We start from the raw sequence: 16,884 nt of genomic DNA, 5'->3' as shown, positions 1-16,884 counted from the left end.
GAAGGGGGGAATTGGCGATGAAGACCGGGATGACGGCCGGGCCGCTGGCCTGCGTGTTGGGCGACATGGATCTGGTGCGCCCGCTGGGGCTGGCCGGCATCCGCTGTGCCGTGGTCGGGCCGCCGGACGGGGCGACCGCCCATTCCCGCTTCACCGCGCAGCTGATCCCCTGGCAGGGCGGCAATGACGGCACGCTTGTCGACCGTTTGCTGCGCTTCGGCGCCGCCCAGTCGCAAAAGCCGGTGCTCTACATGGAGGAGGACGCCCAGCTTCTGATGGTGTCGCGCAACCGCGACCGGCTGGCCTCCGTCTTCCGCCTTCCGCTGGCCGACGCCGAACTGGTGGAGACGCTGGTGGACAAGGGCCGGTTCCAGGCGATGGCGGAACGGCTGGGCCTGCCGGTGCCGCGCACCCGACGCCTGCGCCCCCTGCCCGGCAGCGAGGCGCCGGATCTGGACCTGCGCTATCCCCTGATCGTCAAGCCGCTGACCCGCCGTCCGCCCTGGGACGAGATCGAGGGGCTGGGCAAGGCGATCCGGCTGGATGGGCCGGAGGAGCTTCGCGCCCTGTGGCCGCGTCTGATCCCGGTCGGCATTGAGCTGCTGGCGCAGGAGCTGATCCCCGGGCCGGAGACGCGGATCGAAAGCCACCATGTCTATATCGACGCCGGCGGTGCGGTGGCCGGGGAATTCACCGGGCGCAAGATCCGCACCTACCCCGTCGATTATGGCCACAGCACGGCGCTGACCATCACCGACATCGACGGCGAGGGCGCCGACGTGGCGGCGCTCGGGCGGGAGATCGCGGCGAAAATCGGCCTGCGCGGCGTCGCCAAGTTCGACTTCAAGCGCGACCCGGACGGCCGGCTGCATCTGCTGGAGATCAACCCACGCTTCAACCTGTGGCACCATCTGGGAGCGGTCGCCGGGGTGAACCTGCCGGCGATGGTGCAGGCGGACCTGACCGGCCGGCCCCGCCCCGCCCCGGTCCAAGCCAAGGCGCGCCCCGGTGCCTGCTGGTGCCACATCAGCAAGGACCGGCTGGCGGCGCGGGAAAGTGGCATGCCGATGGCGCACTGGCTGGCCTGGGTGGCGCGCTGCGAGGCGAAGGCGATCGTGCCGGACGACCCGATGCCCTTCCTGCGGCCGAAGCTGGATCGGCTGCTCGCGCGCATGCCCGGCGGCATCCGGTCCGCCCGTCTCGTGAAGCCCTGACCCCCGGTCATCCCATGAAGATCGCCCTGATCTCCGACATCCACGCCAATCTGGAGGCATTGCAGGCGACGCTTGATGCCATCCGGGCGGAGGGGGCGGAGCGCATCGTCTGCCTCGGCGACATCGTCGGCTACAACACCGACTTCGCCGCCTGCATCGCCCTGCTGCGACAGGCCGGCGCCGTCTGCATCGCCGGCAACCATGACCGGGCAGCGGCGGGCCTGATCGGCACCGACGGGTTCAGCGGCCCGGCGGCGCGCGCCGTCGCCTGGACCGGGGCAAGGCTGGACGAGGACAGCCGTGCCTTCCTGACCGGCCTGCCCCTGACCGCCGATGTGGACGGCGCGCTGGTAGCCGTCCATGGTGCGCTGCATCTGAAGGTTGGCAAGGAGCTGGTCCGGCTGGACGATGACGGGAAGCGGGCCTTGAGCCTGCGGGCGCTCGCGGAGCATCCATCGGGCGCGCGGCTCTGCGCCTTCGGCCACACCCACCGGGCCGGGCTGTGGGAATGGCGCGACGGGACAGTGCAGGCGGTGCCGCTGGATGGCCCGGCGGGGGTGGAGTTGCGGGCGGACGGGCTCTACCTGCTGAACCCCGGCACGGTGGGGGAGCCGCGTGGTGCCGATGCCCGCGCCTGCTTCGCCTGTTACGACACCGCAGCGCGCCGCGTCACCCTGCACCGTGTCGCCTATGCCCGCCGCGCCGCCTTGGCGAAGACCCGGCGGGCGGGGTTGGCGCCACGTTTTGCCGCAGTTCCGGCGCCGTTTCGGATGAAGTTGATCAAAATACTGAGGCTTCTTGGGGTCTATGAATGGTTGAAACGTGCTCTTCCCCGCCGTTTGCCATCAATATGACAATCCCGTAACGCGGCTTTGCTTCAACAAAGACTGGAAAATGAGCATAATCCGGCACGGGGGCAAAGGTGACGCCGGGCTATGGACATTATCGGTATTTCAATCGGCGCTGCCGACGGGGTGCGGACCCGGCTCGGCAGGACATCGCCGCCCCTGACCGCATCGCTGGCGCTGGGCCTTGCCATTGGCCTCGCCGCGATCCTGCCGGCCGCGACCCTTCCGGCCCATGCCCAGGAGACTGACACCTCTCCCAAGGCGAGCGTGGCGGACAGCGGGCCGGTGCGGCTGACGATCCTCTACACCCAGGGCACCACCGACCTGGACGAGACCGCCGGGCGCGGCGGCATGGCCCGGCTGGCCGGCACGATCCGCCAGGAGCGGGCCGCCCATCCCAACCTGCTGGTCCTGCATGGCGGACAGACGCTGGCGCCATCGGTGCTCGCCTTCTACGACCAGGGCGCCCACATCATCGACCTGCTGAACGGCATGACCATCGACGCGATGGCCGCGTTGAACCGCGAATATCATCATGGCGACGACCGGCTGAGCGCCCGCGCCTTCGAAGCCGGCTTCCCCATCGTCACCACCAACGCGGTCGACCGCTCCACCGGCCGCACGCCGGACGGGCTTGAGGAGGCGGTGGTGCTGACCGCCGGCCCCCTGCGCATCGGCGTGATGGCGGCGACGCCGGTGCTGACGCGGGAGACCACCCGTACCCAGCGCACGGAATTCCGCGACCCGGTGCGGGCGCTGACCGCCAAGGCCGCGGCCTTGCGGGCCGAGGGCGTCGATCTGGTGGTGGCGATGACCGGCTATGCCGGCGACACCCACCGCAGCGTGCTGGCTGCCCGGCCGGCCGATATCGTGCTGTACCAGGACCGCAGCCGCCCCTTCGCCGTCGAGTACGACGGCCGGTTCCTGTCCGCCACCGTCGGGCCGCAGGCCGCCTGGGTGCTGGCGCTCGACCTGACAATGCAGCGGACCGCCGGACCGGACGGTCAGCCGGTGGTGACCTGGACCCCGGCGCCGCGGCTGATCGATACGGCGACGGTTGCGCCCGACCCGGCGACGCTGATCCAGGCCAAGGCCTATGCGGCGCGGCTCGACACCATGCTGCGGATGGAGGTGGGACGTCTCACCGCACCGCTCGACACCCGCAAGGAGTCGCTGCGGACGGGCGAGAACGCCTTTGCCAACGCGGTGGTCGACACGCTGCGCGAGGCGCTTGACGGCGACGTGGCGCTGTTCAACGGCGGCGGCATCCGCGGCGACCGCCAGTATCCGGCCGGCACCCTGCTGACCCGGCGCGACATCTACACCGAACTGCCCTTTCACGATGTCGGGGTGGTGCTGGACGTTTCCGGACAGCAGCTCTGGGATGCGGTGGAGAGCGGCGTGTCGGCGGTGGAGCAGTTGCAGGGCCGCTTTCCCCATCTGTCCAATGCCCGGGCCGAGATCGACCTCGGCCGTCCGCCTGGCCAGCGGCTGCGCAGCCTGTCGGTCGGCGGCAAGCCGGTCGCTTTGTCCGGCCGCTACCGTCTGGCGACCAGCAGCTTCCTGGCGGCGGGAGGCGACGGTTACGGGATACTGGCCGGCGCGCCGCGGCTGGTGGAGGACCGCAACACCGAATTCGTCTCCACCCAGATGATCGACCAGATCGCCCGCAGCGGCGAGTTCGTGCCCCGGCTGGACGGCCGCATGACGGTGAGGCGGTGATGGACGGGCTGTCTTCCACCGCCTTGTCGTCACCCCCCCTGCCGGCACGCGACGCGACGGTCATGGACGGCACGGCACGGCGCAAGCCGCAGGCGCCGCCGCCGAGCCGTCGGCGGCGGTTCGGCATCGCCGTCCGCATCACGCTGGGCCTGTCGGTGATGGCGCTGCTGGTGCTGCTGATCGGCGGGGTGTCGATGTCCTCCTTCCGCCTGTTCCGGGCGGAGGTGGCGGCACTGTCCACCAACACCCTGCCGGAGGTGATCACCAGCGCCGAACTGCACGGGTCGTTGCAGAAGCTGGTGGCGCAGCTGCCGCAGCTGGCCGCCGCCGCCTCGACGCCGCAGCGCCGGTCCATCTATGACGGGCTGGTGACGGAGCTGGATTCGATGCAGCTTCTGGTCGCCCGCATGCGCGGACTGATGAAGGAAGGCGATCCCGGCGCGGGCGAGCGCGACGGCAATGTCCGCCTGCTGGAGCAGACCCGCTCCACCCTGCTGATCCTGGCCGCCACGGTCGCCGACCTGAACGCCGAGGTCACCCGCCAGATCGAATATGGCGACCGCCAGGCCGAAGCCGCCCGGGCGCTGAGCCGGCTGGCGGCGGCGATCGAGAGCATGCCGGACACGGGGGCATGGGCGGCCCGCATCGGGGCGCTGATGGCGCGGGCGGCGGGAGCGACGCAGCTCGATCATCTCAGCCGCCTGAAGGGCGAGGCGCGGTCCGCCGAACGCACGCTGGCCGAGCTGGCCCGCCTGTCGGGCGGCGCCCCGGACCCCACCGGGCAGATGATGTCCACCGTGCAGGAGGAGCTGTTCTCCCTGCTGGTGGCGCCGGGCGGGCTGTTCGAGAGCGCCATCGACAGGTTGCAGGCGCGCAACCGCGCCCAGGCGCTGACCGGACAGGCCCAGGTGCTGGTCGAGACGGTCGAACGCTCCACCCGCGCGCTGTACGATTCCATCCACGACCAGTCGGCCGAACGCACCGATGCGCTGGCGGCGCTGATCGCCGAACGCACCCGCACGGTGATGGTGCTGGCCGGAACGTCGCTTCTGCTGGCGGTTTGCGTCTATTTCTTCTTCCGCCGCTTCCTGTCGACGCGGCTGGTGGCGATGAACCGGGCGGTGCTGGCCCGGCTGTCGGGAAACCGCCAGTCCCCCCATTGCGGCATTGCGGCGCCTGCCTGCCTGACGGTTCCGGTCGACCAGCCGGTTCCGGTCGACCCGCCGTTTCCGGTCCCGGTGGACGGCGACGACGAGATCACCGACATCGGCGCCTCGATCCGCTATTTCATCGAGGAGATCGACCGCCGCCAGCAGGCCCTCGCCGACAACGAGCGGCGCTTCCGCGATCTTGTCGAAGGCTCGATCCAGGGCATCGTCATCCATCGCGATTTCCATGTGCTCTATGCCAACGACAGCTTCGCCGCCATGCTTGGCATGACGGTGGCGGAGGTGGTCGCCCTGCCGTCCTTGCTGTCGGTGGTGGCGGTGACGGAACGCCAGGCGCTGATCGAGGGGTACGACCGGCTGCTGGAGAACGGGCAGTCGACGCCGCGCCGTCGCATCCGTGCCTGCCGGTCCGACGGCGCCGGGCTGTGGGTGGAGCTGACCGGCCGGCGCGTCGACTGGATGGACGGTCCGGCGATCCAGGCGGTGGTGGTTGACGTGACGCGCGAGGTGGAGGCCGAGCATGCCCTGCGCCAGTCGCGCGATGCCGCCGAACGCGCGCTCGACGAACTGAGGGCGACGCAGGCCAGCCTGATCCAGGCGGAGAAGATGGCCTCGCTCGGCCAGCTGGTCGCCGGCGTGGCGCATGAGGTGAACACCCCCATCGGCATCACCATCACCGGCGCCTCGCAATTGCAGGCGCTGATCGGCGAGCTGTCGGACCGCCACACGGCGAACGCGCTGAAGAAGTCGGACTTCCAGCGCTTCCTCAGCGACGGGATGGAGATGGCCAGCCTGATCCTGTCCAACAGCACCCGTGCCGCCAATCTGGTGCAGAGCTTCAAGCTGGTCGCCGTCGACCAGTCCAGCGACGAGCGCCGCCCCTTCCTGCTGCGGGATTATATCGACGAGCTGCTGCGCAGCCTGCACCCGACCTACAAGGCGCGGACGGCCCTGGCCATCGACGTCGCCTGCCCGGCCGACCTGGAGCTGGACGGCTATCCCGGTGCGCTGTCGCAGATCCTGACCAACCTGATCATGAATGCGCTGGTTCATGCGCTGGACCCGGAGCAGCCCGGCCGGATCGCCATCGCCGCCCGGCTGCTCGGTCCCGACATGGTGGAGCTGTCGGTCGGCGACGACGGCAACGGCATTGCGCCGGACGTGCTGCCCAAGATCTTCGACCCCTTCTTCACCACACGGCGCGGGGCGGGCGGCAGCGGGCTGGGGCTGCACATCGTCTATAATCTGGTGACCGGCCGCCTGCACGGCACCATCGGGGTCGAGAGCCGTCCCGGCGAAGGCACCCGTTTCACCCTGCGCTTTCCCCGAGTCACCGCGGCGGCCTAGAGCCACCGGCCGCTTTCCGACCTGTCCGATCCCTGCCTGCGCATGTCCGTACTTCATCGGACATGCGCAGGTATGGCGCCATCCGCCCAATCCAGGCCCGCCCGTCGGTGCCGGTTGAATTCACGTGCAAACAGTCGGCTTCCTATACAGACTTGCAATGTTTTTGTCGTTACGCGGGAGCTTGATCAAAATGAATTTCAATCGGCGCGATTTTCTTGCGACGGCCACGGCTGCTGCGGGCACCTCCCTGCTGCCGTTCGGCCCGGCGCGGGCGGCGACTGCGAAATACATCCGCTACAGCGCGACCAGCGATGAAGGCAAGGCGATGCTGCGCAGCTACGCCACGGCCGTGCAAAAGATGGTGGCCCTGCCTCCCGATCATCCGCACAACTGGTTCCGCAACGCCTTCGTCCATTTCATGGACTGTCCGCACGGCAACTGGTGGTTCTATGTCTGGCACCGCGGTTATATCGGCTATTTCGAAGAGACGGTGCGCAAGTACAGCGACAATCCGAATTTCGCCTTTCCCTATTGGGACTGGACGCTCCTGCCGCAGATCCCCAACGAGATGTTCGACGGCGCCCTGACCCCGGTCAGCGAAGCCTTCCTTCCCTACACCAAGGATTTGAAGACCTTCACCGCCTACATCAAGCCGGCGATGAAGGCCTATTGGGACACGCTGAACGAGGCCCAGCGCAAGCAGCTGGACCTTCGCGGCTACAGCAGCTTCGACAAGCTGTGGGACGACGTCACCGGGTGCAGCCACGGCAAGTGCGATCCCGGCAACCAGGCCTTCGCCGCGACCGACCGTGCGCGCTACCTGACCCGCGAAAACCCGAAGCTGGACGACAAGACGGCCAAGGCCTGCTCGCCCCACACTGTGCTGACCGGCCTGCTGCCGGTGGACTACTACAACGCCGACGTGACGCGCAGCTTCACCAGCTCCAAGACGGCGTCGCACAACGTCATGCCGGGCAAGGACACCCAGTTCTCGGTTCTGGAAGGCCAGCCGCACAACCTCGTCCACAACTACATCGGCGGCGTCGGCCCGTGGGATCCGGGCCCCTACGGCAACATGACCAACTTCCTGTCGCCGGTGGATCCCGTCTTCTTCCTGCACCATTCGAACATGGACCGCCTTTGGGACGTGTGGACGCGCAAGCAGCAGCGACTGGGCCTGCCGATCCTGCCGACCGACAAGGAGGAGCTGTCGCAGCTGTCCCGCGAGCCCTTCCTGTTCTTCGTCCGCGCCGACGGCAGCTATGTCCTCGACGGCCGCGCCGGTGACTATCTCAGCACCGAACGGTTCCAGTACGAGTATCGGCACGGCTTCGGCGACGCGGAATCGGCACAGGTGGCGGCGGCCAAGCCGTCGGCTCCGGTCAAGGGCACGGTGGCCAAGGGCGTGGGATCGGTCCAGCTGTCGGCGGCGCCGTCCAGCCCGGTGGTGATGGCGGTCAAGGTGACCCGCCCGGCCGGCAGCGGCGCCCCGCGGAATTTCGACCTGCTGATCAACGCGCCGGCCGGCGTGACGAAGGTGGCGGCGGACAGCCCCTATTATGGCGGCACCATCGGCTTCTTCGGCCCGGCCATGCACGGCATGGCGGACGATGCCACCTTCACCCTGCCGCTGCCCGAGCCCGCCCGCACCGCGGCACTGGCCCGGAGCCCGGCCGCGCAGGCGGCGGCGCCTGCAACCGCAACGCTGGAGGTCCGCATTGTCCCGTCCAACGGCTCCGCCACCGCCGCGCCGGCGGTCAAGGGGGTCTCGCTCCACACCCTGTAAGGCTTGGCAGGCCGGCAGACTGCCGGTCGCCCTGCTCGCGCTGCTGGTCCTCCTGACGGGCCAGCCCGCGGGTGCGGCATCGGCCGGTCAGTCCGGGAGAGCGGACGGGAATGGGGAAACGACGCTCGCCCTGCCGCATCCGCCGCTGCAGGGCGAGGCCGCCATCCTGGCGGTCACCCTGGGCGTGCTTACCCGCGGGCAGACGGTAGAGGTCACAACGGCGGACGGCCAACCCATCGGGACCGCCGCCCCTTTCGGTCCTCAGCGCGGTCAGGGCGCCGGAACGGTGACCATTCCGGTGCCGGCCGGGGCCCTGCGGGACGGTCGCCTGACGCTCCGCCTGCGCATCACCGCCTCCGGCTCGCCTCCCCGTCCGCCGACGGCGGAGGAGGTCGGAGAATTGCGGCTGTCCGTCATCGGCCCGCCGCCCTGACGGCGCGGGTTGACGGCGGCGGTCAGCGCACCGGCCCGTCGAACCAATGCCGGCCCTGGCGGTCCTCCACCTCGATCACCCAGACGTCGGGGTCGTAGCGGAGCTGGCGGGCGATGTAGGCGTCGGCGTCGGCCTCCGGCACCGGGTCGGCGCCGGTGCCGCGTGCCCAGAACAACCGCTCGCCATCGGCCTCGCGCGTCTGGACCAGCACGGAGAAGGTTCGGTCGAGCCGGTTGATCTTCAAAATCACGGTGCCGCGGCTGGGGTCGCCCTTGCGGACCACGGTCATCGCCACGCCCTGGGCATCGGCCGTGCGGATATGGGCCGAGACCCAGAGATGCGTCGGAAGGCGGTCGTCCATTGCCGTGACGGGCTCCTGATCGTCAGCTCTCGCTGATCTGGGATTTTCGCTGTTCTTCGATCCTCGCTCTGCCCGGCCGGCCGGTGTAGAGAAGAGGGTATGGCTACACTCCTGGACGCTCTCAACGCCGCCGTCAACCACCACATGGCTGGCCATGCCGATGCAGCGGCCGACGCCTACCGGCGGATCCTGGCGGCGGACCCGGCCCAACCCGACACGCTGCACCTGTCCGGCGTCCTGCGGGCGCAGACCGGCCACGCGGCGGCTGCCGTGCGATGGATCGCCCGCGCGGTGCGCGTCCGTCCGGCCGCCCCGGCGCCCTGGGGCCATCTGGGAGCGGCCCTGCGGGCGGCGGAGATGCCGGAGCGGGCGGAACCGGTTCTGCGGCGGGCCCTGGCGCTCGATCCGGCCGACGGCGACGCTCTCGAGGCACAAGGCGCCTCCCTGCATGCGCTGGCGCGCTACCCCGATGCACGGCGCTGGCTGGAGCGTGCGGCCCGGCTTCGGCCCGGCCATGCGGCGACCTTGCTCAATCTCGGCACCGTCCTGCGCGACCAGCGCCGTTTCGACGAGGCGGAGGCCTGCTTCGACGCCGTGCTGGCGCGCCAGCCCTCCCGTGCCGACGCCCATCTCGCCCGCGCGGTGGGGCGGCTGGTGCGCGGCGACCTGCGCGCGGGATGGGAGGGGTTCGAGCACCGCTGGCAGCGCTTCGCCACTCCGCCCTGGGCCGGACAGCCGCCGGGCGCCGCCACCATCCTGCTGCACATGGACCAGGGCTTCGGAGACGCCATCCAGTTCGTCCGTTATGCCCCGCTGGTGGCGCAGATCGCCGCGGCGGGCGGCGGGCGGGTGATCCTGGAAACCCATATGCTGCTCTACCGCCTGTTCAACCGCGACCTGGGATCGTCGATCCAGGTGCTGTCGCGTGGCGAGGATCCGCCGCCGCATGACATCCATTGCCCGCTGATGAGCCTGCCGCGGGCCTTTGGCACCGGCCTGCCGGACATTCCGGCCACCGTGCCCTATCTTGCCCCCGATCCCGGCGACGTCGCCCGCTGGCGCGACCGGCTGGACGGGCTGGATGGACCGGGGGAGGACGGTGCTGCCCTCCGGGTCGGGCTGGTGTGGGCCGGCAACCCCCAGCACCGCAACGACCGCAACCGCTCGATCCCGGCGGCGGCCCTGCTGCCGCTGCTGATGGTGCCGGGCGTGCGCTTCGTCAGCCTGCAGACCGGCGAGGCCGCCGCCGGGCTGGACCGCCTGCCCGGTGTGACGGTGCCGAACGCGATGGAGCGGGTGCGCGACTTCGCCGACACCGCCGCCATTCTCGCCAACCTCGATCTGCTGGTGACGGTGGACACCGCCATCGCCCATCTTGCCGGGGCGATGGGCGTGCCGTGCTGGCTGATGCTTCCCCATGTGCCGGACTGGCGCTGGCTGCTCGATCGGGCCGACAGCCCCTGGTACCCGTCGCTGCGCCTGTTCCGCCAGCCGCGCCCCGGCGACTGGACCACGACGCTCGGCACCGCCGCCGCCGTGCTGAGGGCGCAGGCCGCCCGCGCCGTCCGGACCGCCCGGTAGAAGCGGCAACTTCGGCGGGAGCTTTCTGCCCCTCCGCCCCGTCGGCACTAGGCGAAACTTTCCTACCGGGCGGCAATTTCCGGCCCCTCCGTACAGCTTGTTCAAAAAACAAAGCTTTCTCAATGGCTTGCATCCGAAGCGGCAGTTGGCACTCCGCTTGCTAGATAGGGCGCAGAAGACCTTTGCCCTTTCTTTCGGAGACCCCCGGCCATGAGCATCTTCGGTTCGATGACAACCGCCGTTCTCGGCCTGAATGCCCAGTCGAAGGCGCTCGGACATATCTCGGACAACATCGCGAACAGCTCGACCATCGGCTACAAGCGTGTCGATTCTGCTTTCGAGACGATGGTCCTGCAGTCCAGCCAGCGTCTGCACGAGCCGGGCGGGGTCACGGCGCAACCGGTCTTCATGAACAACATCCAGGGCAGCCTGACCCAGGTGCAGAGCCCGACCAACATCGCCATCCAGGGCCAGGGCTTCTTCAGCGTCACCAAGGTGGCGACCCAGGGTTCCAGCACGCTGGTGCAGACGCAGACGGGCACGGTCAATTCGTCGGCCGCCTTCTACACCCGCGCCGGCGACTTCGAACTGGACAAGAGCCGCTATCTCGTCAACAGCGCCGGCTATGCCCTGAACGGCTGGCTGGTCGATCCGGTGACGGGCGTCCTGCACAAGGACCAGGTGGCGCCGATCCAGGTCAACTCCCTGATCGACAAGCCGGTGGCGACCAACACCATCGACCTGGCGGCCAACCTGCCGGCGACGCCCAAGGAAGGCGAAAAGGTCCCCGACAGCAGCATCCAGATCTTCGACAGCCAGGGCAACCCGCGCACCGTCAACTTCAAGTGGCGACAGCAGGCGGACAGCAGCTGGCGCATGGTCCTGGACGCACCGGGCTCCAACACCAAGCCGGTCGACGGCACCTTCACCGGCAACCCCGCCACCGTGACCTTCGGCCAGAACATCGCCGGCCAGACGGCAGTGGCACAGGTCAACGTCATCACCATCGCCGGCAACAACACCAACGGCCAGGACAACCTGCGCATCGGCGACACCTACACGGTGAAGGTCGACGGCACCAACTACAGCCTGAAGGTCACCGCCGACAACATCGGCTCGCTCCGGACCTATTCCGGGCTGGCCGGCGCGCTGGCCAACCAGATCAACTCCGCCTCGCCGGCGGCCTCGGTGCTCGCCACCTCGTCGGGCCAGACGATCCGCGTCACCGCCCGCGAACCCGGCACCCCGTTCAAGCTGAACACGGACGTGGTGTCCGGCACCAACACGACCAACACCATCGTCAACCAGACCTCGACGGCGGCGACCGCCAGCGCGGGTGAGATCGACAAGTTCCAGTTCCCGCAGACCCAGGTCGAGGTCGGCGACTCCTTCACCATCAACGTGAACGGCACGGCGATCAGCTACACGGTGACCGCCGCGACCTATCAGAGCTATTCGTCGGTGAGCGACGTCGTCTCGCAGCTGGCCGGCAAGATCAACCAGGCGCTGGGCTCAAGCGTCACCGCTTCGTCGGCCGGCAACATCCTGTCGATCCAGGCCAATGCGGTGAACACCAACGTCACCTCCAGCGCCACGGTGACCAACTCCTCCACCGCGGTGAACACGATGAGCTCGCTGCCGTCGGTCTCCAGCGTGGCCGGCGTGCGCCAGAGCCGCACGGTGACCCTGACCGGCACGCCGGGCGACATCGGCACGCAGTACACCCTCAGCATCAACGGCACGGCGGTGACCTACAGCACCACCGGCGAAGAGATGACGATGGAGGACATCACCGCGGCGCTGGCGAACAAGATCAACTCCAACACCTCGCTGCCGGTGACGGCAACCGCGCAGGGCGGCGTCATCACCGTCACCTCCAAGACCGCGGCCAGCCCGACCGGCACCAACACGATGACCGGCGCCGGCACGGTGACGCTGAACGGATCCACGGTCGACATTGGCGACACCTACAACATCACGGTCGGCGCCACGACCTATCCGCTGACGATCACCAACGCCAATTACGGCCTGTACGACACGCCGGCCAAGGTCATGCAGTATTTCGCCTCGGTCGTCCCCGGAGCGACCGCAAGCGGCAACACGCTGACGGCGGCCGGTGCCACCGGCACGGTCGTCGACGCTCCCGCCGCCCAGTTCACCCTGGACCAGAGTGCGGTCGCCGGCCAGACGCCGGCCCATATCGGCCTGACCTTCGGCAAGACCCCGGAGACGGTCGGCACGCTGACCAACATCTCCACAGCCCTGGTCGGCACCGGCTCGGCGGTCAGCGCCGCCAACCAGTCCGCCGGATCCGCCGCCAACGTCACCTTCACCGTCGATTACGGCTTCGGCCCGCAGCAGATCACGCTGAACCTCGGCAAGTACCAGAAGCCGGGCGGCCTGACCCAATATGCCGGCGAGGAGATCAACGTCACCCAGCTGGTCCAGAACGGCGCGCCACGCGGGCAGTTCAAGGACGTGGTGTTCGGCGACAACGGCACCGTCATGGTCAACTACGACAACGGACGGTCGAAGATGGTGGCGAAGGTGCCGATCATCACCTTCAACAACCCCAACGCACTGCAGCGCGAATCCGGCGGCGTCTTCATCGAAAGCGAAGAGGCCGGCAAGCCGAACTTCAACGATCCGGAGACGAACGGCGCCGGTGCCGTGGTGGCGAACAGCGTCGAAAGCTCCAACGTCGACATCGCCGATGAGTTCACCAAGATGATCGTCACCCAGCGGAGCTATTCCGCCAACGCGAAGATCGTCACCACCTCGGATGAAATGCTTCAGGAAGTGCTGGGGCTGAAGCGCTAAGCGCGGCCCTGACCTTCTGATTGCCTGATTGCTTCTCTACCGATCGCCAGCTTCCCGATCGCCGGTTCCCTGATCGTTTGAATGGGGGGCGGCAGCCGTCCCGGCACCGCCCCGACCATCCCGATCCGTGAAAGGTCTCCCGCCATGTCCCTCTTCGCAGCCTTGAACAGTGCCACGGCCGGGCTGCGCACGGTCCAGACCAGCGTCAAGCTGGTTTCGGACAACATCGCGCAGGCCAACGACCCGAACCGCACGCGCCATACTGCCCAGCAGTCGGTGGACGCCAGCGGTCAGGTGGTCAGCACGACCTATCGGCGGGAGGTCGACAAGGCGCTGATGGCCCAGGTCATGGACCTGACCTCGCGCGATGGCGGATCTCAGGTGACGACCACCTACATGCAGCAGCTGGGCGACCTGATGCGGACCACCAACGGGACGCCGCTGCTGAACGACTATTCCGACAAGTTCCAGGCCGCGATCAAGACGCTGTCCACCTCGCCAGAGGACGAGACCGCCCAGTACCAGCTGGTCCAGGCGGCCGAAAACTTCTCGCGCGAGATCCGCCGCGTGTCGGAGGGGGTGGAGCAGATCGACCGCGACATGAAGACCGACATCACCAAGTCGGTCGACACGGTCAACGACCTGTTGAAGCAGATCAACTCGATCAACAACGACATGGTGTCGCTGCAGGGCCAGGGGGCCGCCGCCAACGCCGTCGCCGACAAGCGCGACGGGCTGGTCCGCGAACTGAGCACCTACATGGGAATCCGCACGGTGGAGCGGCCGGACGGCCGGCTGGCGATCTTCACCCCGTCGGGCCTGGCGCTGGTCGATGCGCAGCCGGCAAATCTTTCCTATGACGGCGGCAACATCAACCTACAGGTCGGCAATCAAGTCACCTCGATCAACAACCACCTGACCACCGGCAAGCTGGGTTCGCTGATCCAGATGCGCAAGGACGGCTCGACCACCGAGCCGCCGACCCCGGCCAGCGGCGACCCGACGACGGAGATCATCCGCAAGCTGCGCTCGCAGCTGGACGAGTTCGCCAAGGCCTTCACCGGTCCGACCAAGCCGGGCGAGCCCACCAGCTTCGCCGACGCCTACGACAATGCCGGCCCGGCCGCCGCCGGCGAACAGGCCAACCAGTTCTTCACCGGAACCGACCGTTTCACCATCACCATCAACGCCAAGCTCCTGGACAACACCAGCAAAGTCAAGCAGTCCGCCATCGACGACATCGTCAAGGCGGTCAATGCCGCCGGCCGCAGCTTCAGCGCCGACGGCCTTCAGATGAAGGACACCACCTACAGCGCGATGGGCAGCGCCATCACCGGCACCTGGATGGCCGCGGCCAAGACGGCCAGCACCGCCGCCGATTCCAACAAGGAGTCCATGCAGCTCCTCAGCGAGCGCTACCAGTCGCAGACCGGCGTGAACATCGACGAGGAAATCGCCCAGCTTCAGCAGCTCCAGACCTCCTACCAGGCTTCGGCACGGGTCATGCAAGTGGCCAATGCAATGTTTGATGCGCTGGAGGCGGTGGTCCGATGAGCTCGATAACGGGAGTCAGCAGCTACTCGAAATATCTGAGCCTTGTCCGGAACCTGTCCGGGGGCCAGAACGACATCAACCAGCTGTCCGAACAGCTGACCACGGGCAAGAAGTCGGTCGATCTGAACGCCTATGGGCCGGAGGTGCAGAAGCTTCTGGACCTGCGGGCGGAGATGGCGAAGAAGACCAACTACATCCAGAGCATCAACACCGCCGCGCCCCGCGTCGAAGCGACGGACAAGGTGCTGACCTCGATGGAGTCCATCATATCGAGCTGGACCTCCAGCACGACCTTCCCCTTCCAGCCCGGTCCTGCCAGCGTCACCACGCCGACCAACACCAATCCCGACGGGATGAAGCTGTCGATCGACGCGTCCAAGTCGACGCTGACGGTCGGCGCCAAATACACGGTCACCGCGGTCCCGTCGCAGCAGGGCACCAACGGCACCTTCGACGTCACGGTGACCGACGGTCTGGGCGGCAAGACCACCCGCTCCATCAACCTGGGCACCACCCCGCCCAACGACGGCAAGGGCTACAACTTCAACATCTCCGGCGGTCCCGGTGAGGGCGCGATCCTGAACCTGACCTTCGACAGCCTGAAGGCGGCGTCGAGCAGCAGCTTCTCCGTCAGCTTCCCGCAGGCCGATCAGGTCAAGGACCGCGCCGAGGGCGCGATGAGGGACATCCAGGCCCTGCTGAACCAGCGCTTCGGCGACCGCTACCTGTTCGCTGGATCGCGCTTCGGGACGGAGCCGGTCACCGACCTGACGGCGACGACGCAGACCAGCAAGATCACGCTGAACGGCGCGGTGGTGAACACCGACGATTATTTCGAGGTGACGGTCTCCGGAAAGACCTTCGGCTATCAGATCCAGGCGTCCGACCCGAAGACGCTGACCTTCGTCGCCCAGACGCTGACCACCCAGATCAACGCCGCCACCCCGCCACTGCCGATGACGGTGTCGACCTCCAACGGCATCATCTCCCTGGTCGGCCAGCAGCCGGGGCAGAAGTTCGACCTGTCCGCCCGTGTCGTCAACTCCGCCACGGTGGAGAACACCGCGACCGCGCCGTCGACCACCCAGGCGCCAACGGCCACCCTGCCGCAGATCGACCGCTTCACCCTGAACGGTGCGGCGGTGGACATCGGCGACACCTTCGAATTCACGGTCTCGGTCGGCGATCCCGACGATCCGTACAACCAGAACTACTACCTGAAGAATCCGACCGAGCCGCACGACCTGCCGCCCTACCAGTCCTACAAGGTCAGCTACACGGTCAGCGACACCGACTATGCCGCCGGCGTCACCAATGTCGGGCAGGTCGCCGACAAGCTGCGCCAGCAGTTCGGCAACCTGAACCCTGCCCCGCCGGTCACCATCGACGCGCTCGGCAATGGTCCGGGCATCGCGCTGACCAGCACGGCCAATGCCGATCCCAACCACCCCGGCCGCTCGTCGTTGTTCTCGACCAGCGCCAAGGTGACGAACGGGTCGCTGCAGAACACCATCTCGGTCGGCACGCTGCCGCCGGAGCAGGACAGCCAGACCGCCGTGCCCAATGCCGAGCCGCCGGACCTGCCCTTCTACGATTCCGAATATCTGACCAAGGGCAAGAATGCCGACGCGTACCGCAAGTCGCAGGTGACGATCGACGACAACCTGAACCTGACCTACGGGGTCAGCGCCGACGATCAGGCGTTCCAGACGCTGGTGAAGGCGATGCAGCTGGTGCGGACGGCGGCGGCCAACCCCGGCAAATGGACCGAATACAGCACCCAGGCGCGCGAGATGCTGACCCAGGCATCGGATCAGATCCGCTCGGTCCACGCCAAGGTCGCATCCGACGCCGCCACGCTGGAGACCAACAAGGACGCCCACACGGACTCGGTCGCCACCCTGACCGACCGCCTCGCCAAGATCGAGGGCATCGACCAGACCGAGGTCGCGGCCCGGCTGAGCAGCGCGATGAATGTCCAGCAGGCGACCTACACCGTCGCCGGCCAGACGCAGAAGCTGTCGCTGCTGAATTATCTCGCCTGAAAAA

11 protein-coding genes are annotated in these 16,884 nt (G+C 68.1%); 10 read left to right on the top strand and 1 reads right to left on the bottom strand.

Features of this window, described 5'->3' with window-relative positions; translation table 11 throughout:
• Positions 1 to 17: 17 nt before the first annotated feature.
• The 6 genes from GBZ48_RS09230 (at position 18) to GBZ48_RS35955 (ending at position 8,519) form a co-directional block, all read left to right on the top strand.
• Complete coding sequence (locus tag GBZ48_RS09230; RefSeq protein WP_246307089.1) at positions 18 to 1,214, top strand: carboxylate--amine ligase; 1,197 nt, start codon at positions 18 to 20, stop codon at positions 1,212 to 1,214.
• A 14-nt stretch (positions 1,215 to 1,228) separates the two neighbouring features.
• On the top strand, positions 1,229 to 2,068 hold the full coding sequence (locus GBZ48_RS09225; protein WP_174470771.1) for a metallophosphoesterase family protein: 840 nt from the start codon (positions 1,229 to 1,231) through the stop codon (positions 2,066 to 2,068).
• Between the two features lie 81 nt (positions 2,069 to 2,149).
• On the top strand, positions 2,150 to 3,784 hold the full coding sequence (locus GBZ48_RS09220; protein WP_174470770.1) for a bifunctional metallophosphatase/5'-nucleotidase: 1,635 nt from the start codon (positions 2,150 to 2,152) through the stop codon (positions 3,782 to 3,784).
• Positions 3,784 to 6,300, top strand: a complete 2,517-nt coding sequence (locus tag GBZ48_RS09215) for a sensor histidine kinase (RefSeq protein WP_174470769.1) — start codon at positions 3,784 to 3,786, stop codon at positions 6,298 to 6,300. The genes GBZ48_RS09220 and GBZ48_RS09215 overlap by 1 nt, the downstream gene beginning before the upstream one ends.
• 190 nt (positions 6,301 to 6,490) lie before the next feature.
• Positions 6,491 to 8,086, top strand: coding sequence for a tyrosinase family protein (locus GBZ48_RS09210; RefSeq protein ID WP_174470768.1), 1,596 nt, complete (start codon positions 6,491 to 6,493; stop codon positions 8,084 to 8,086).
• A gap of 286 nt (positions 8,087 to 8,372) precedes the next feature.
• The gene (locus tag GBZ48_RS35955; protein ID WP_209798423.1) at positions 8,373 to 8,519 is read left to right on the top strand and encodes a hypothetical protein; all 147 of its coding nucleotides are present in this window, start codon (positions 8,373 to 8,375) and stop codon (positions 8,517 to 8,519) included.
• Positions 8,520 to 8,541: 22 nt separating this feature from the next.
• Here the strand turns inward: GBZ48_RS35955 and GBZ48_RS09200 are convergent, their stop codons facing one another.
• Positions 8,542 to 8,880: a DUF1491 family protein gene (locus GBZ48_RS09200; protein WP_174470767.1), complete on the bottom strand. Its 339-nt coding sequence runs from the start codon at positions 8,878 to 8,880 to the stop codon at positions 8,542 to 8,544.
• Between the two features lie 99 nt (positions 8,881 to 8,979).
• On the opposite strand from GBZ48_RS09200, the gene GBZ48_RS09195 reads away from it, so the two are divergent.
• From GBZ48_RS09195 to GBZ48_RS09180, 4 genes are all read left to right on the top strand, one after another.
• Positions 8,980 to 10,461, top strand: a complete 1,482-nt coding sequence (locus GBZ48_RS09195; RefSeq protein ID WP_174470766.1) for a tetratricopeptide repeat protein — start codon at positions 8,980 to 8,982, stop codon at positions 10,459 to 10,461.
• Between the two features lie 210 nt (positions 10,462 to 10,671).
• Positions 10,672 to 13,281 (top strand): flagellar hook-basal body complex protein, encoded by a 2,610-nt coding sequence (locus GBZ48_RS09190; RefSeq protein ID WP_174470765.1) that lies wholly within the window; start codon positions 10,672 to 10,674, stop codon positions 13,279 to 13,281.
• 144 nt (positions 13,282 to 13,425) lie between these two features.
• Positions 13,426 to 14,835, top strand: coding sequence for a flagellar hook-associated protein FlgK (flgK, locus tag GBZ48_RS09185; RefSeq protein WP_174470764.1), 1,410 nt, complete (start codon positions 13,426 to 13,428; stop codon positions 14,833 to 14,835).
• Positions 14,832 to 16,880 (top strand): hypothetical protein, encoded by a 2,049-nt coding sequence (locus GBZ48_RS09180; protein WP_174470763.1) that lies wholly within the window; start codon positions 14,832 to 14,834, stop codon positions 16,878 to 16,880. The genes flgK and GBZ48_RS09180 overlap by 4 nt, the downstream gene beginning before the upstream one ends.
• The last annotated feature ends 4 nt before the right edge of the window (positions 16,881 to 16,884 follow it).

This window comes from Azospirillum melinis (genome assembly GCF_013340935.1).
Taxonomy (GTDB): Bacteria; Pseudomonadota; Alphaproteobacteria; order Azospirillales; family Azospirillaceae; genus Azospirillum; species Azospirillum melinis.
The sequence above is the reverse complement of the archived record's forward strand: the minus strand, read 5'-3'. Positions and strand labels throughout refer to the sequence as shown.